This window comes from Algibacter sp. L4_22, from assembly GCF_023473045.1.
In the GTDB taxonomy this organism is placed as follows: domain Bacteria; phylum Bacteroidota; class Bacteroidia; order Flavobacteriales; family Flavobacteriaceae; genus Algibacter.
Window position 1 is genome coordinate 1 of the sequence record NZ_JAMCOK010000073.1, and the last position, 658, is coordinate 658.

Genomic DNA, 658 nt, shown 5'->3' on the forward strand with positions numbered 1-658 from the left:
TTCGGAATTTTCTCGCGTTCGTTTTTGTTTACTAAATTAGTTGCTTAAACACGCAACTAACCATACACAAAACCGTTGTAAAACATTTAACGAAAACCTTGAACGACATATTTAAACTTGAAAAAAATTACGAAATCAACAGTTCTTTATCTAAAACTGATTTAAAGAATCATTTGAAGAGTTTAAAGAACTTTGAATTTTATGACAATGGATTTAATATAAATGGTTCATTCGTTCCTGATTTAGGTTGGGATGATTTTGCAAACCCAAAACTGATTTCTATAAGATTTGAGTTGGAAAACAGTAATTTGAAAAATATAAGAATTCGACCATCCATAGTTCTGAATATTTTCCTCACAGGTTTACTGTTAGGAATTATAATTATTCCGATAAAAGCAATTACTCAAACTGAATTGAATGATAAAATTGGTTTCGGAATTACAGCTTGTGGATTTATATTCTTTTTTTTAATTATTCGCTTTTTAACAAACCGAAAAATTAAGCTGACAAAGAAAAAATTAAAGATTGAATCAATCAAAGTGAACGAAAAATAATTTATAAACAGAATAAAAACGTTTTACAACACCGTATAAAAATAATTGCGGTTTAGTGCTTAATCAAAGGTCGTTGCGTGTTTGTAACGTCTGATTTTCCTTCG

Annotated in this window: 1 protein-coding gene; it reads left to right on the forward strand. The window is 28.4% G+C overall.

What is annotated here, in order from left to right; translation table 11 throughout:
- The first annotated feature begins 98 nt into the window (after positions 1-98).
- Positions 99-554 carry a hypothetical protein gene (locus M4I23_RS19625; protein WP_249755547.1) on the forward strand — a complete coding sequence of 152 codons (456 nt, stop codon included), beginning with the start codon at positions 99-101 and terminating at the stop codon, positions 552-554.
- The last annotated feature ends 104 nt before the right edge of the window (positions 555-658 follow it).